Below are 1,121 nucleotides of genomic sequence, written 5' to 3' on the forward strand. Positions count from 1 at the left end.
GGGATGCCGAGCGCGTCCCAGGTCTCGACCAGCGCGTCCTGAAGTTCGGCGATCAGCGCATCGGAATGGAAGGGCGTCGGCGTGATGCGCAGCCGCTCGGTGCCGCGCGGCACGGTCGGGTAGTTGATCGGCTGGATATAGATGCCGTGCACGCCGAGCAGGCGGTCGCTGGCCATCTTGCACAGCTCCGGATCGCCGACCAGCACCGGCACGATATGGGTCGGCGATTCCATCACCGGCAGGCCGGCGGCGGACAGGATCTGCTTGGTTCGGCCCGCCTGCTGCTGCTGGGCGTCGCGTTCGGCCTGTGAGCGCTTCAGGTGACGGATCGACGTGGTGGCCGCGGCGGCGATGGCCGGCGGCAGCGCGGTGGTGAAGATGAAGCCCGGCGCATAGGAGCGCACCGCGTCGATGACGGCACTGGTGCCGGTGATGTAGCCGCCCAGCGTGCCGAAGGCCTTGGCCAGCGTGCCCTCGATGATGTCGATGCGTTCGGCGAGGCCCTCGCGCTCGGTGATGCCGCCGCCGCGCGGCCCGTACATGCCCACCGCATGGACCTCGTCGATATAGGTCATGGCGTTGTAGCGCTCGGCCAACTCGACGATCTCCTTGATCGGTGCGATGTCGCCATCCATCGAATAGACGCTTTCGAAGACGATCAGCTTGGCGCGTTCGCGCCCGGCCGTCTGCAAAAGGCTTTCCAGATGCGCGACGTCATTGTGGCGGAAGATTTTCTTCTCGGCGCCCGAGCGCCGCACGCCTTCGATCATCGAGGCATGGTTCAGCTCGTCCGAGATGATCAGGCAATTGGGCAAAAGCCGTGCGATGGTCGAGATCGAGGCTTCGTTGGAGACGAAACCGGAGGTGAAGACCAGGGCGGCTTCCTTGCCGTGCAGGTCGGCCAGCTCATGCTCGAGTTCGACCAACGGGTTGGACGTGCCGGAAATGTTGCGGGTGCCGCCGGCGCCAGAGCCCATCTTGCCGGCCGCGCTCTGGAACGCGGCGATGACGTCGGCGTGCTGGCCCATGCCAAGATAGTCGTTGGAGCACCAGACGGTGATTTCCTCGGCGCGGCCGTTGGAACGCCAGATGGCGCGCGGAAACTTGCCCGCGATGCGCTC

At 66.0% G+C, this 1,121-nt stretch carries 1 protein-coding gene; it reads right to left on the bottom strand.

Features of this window, described 5'->3' with window-relative positions; translation table 11 throughout:
• On the bottom strand, nt 1-1,121 hold a 1,121-nt coding region (gene hemA / locus EN804_RS34475), incomplete at both ends, for a 5-aminolevulinate synthase (protein ID WP_135922295.1).

The sequence above is a fragment of the Mesorhizobium sp. M8A.F.Ca.ET.161.01.1.1 genome (assembly GCF_004792105.1).
In the GTDB taxonomy this organism is placed as follows: domain Bacteria; phylum Pseudomonadota; class Alphaproteobacteria; order Rhizobiales; family Rhizobiaceae; genus Mesorhizobium.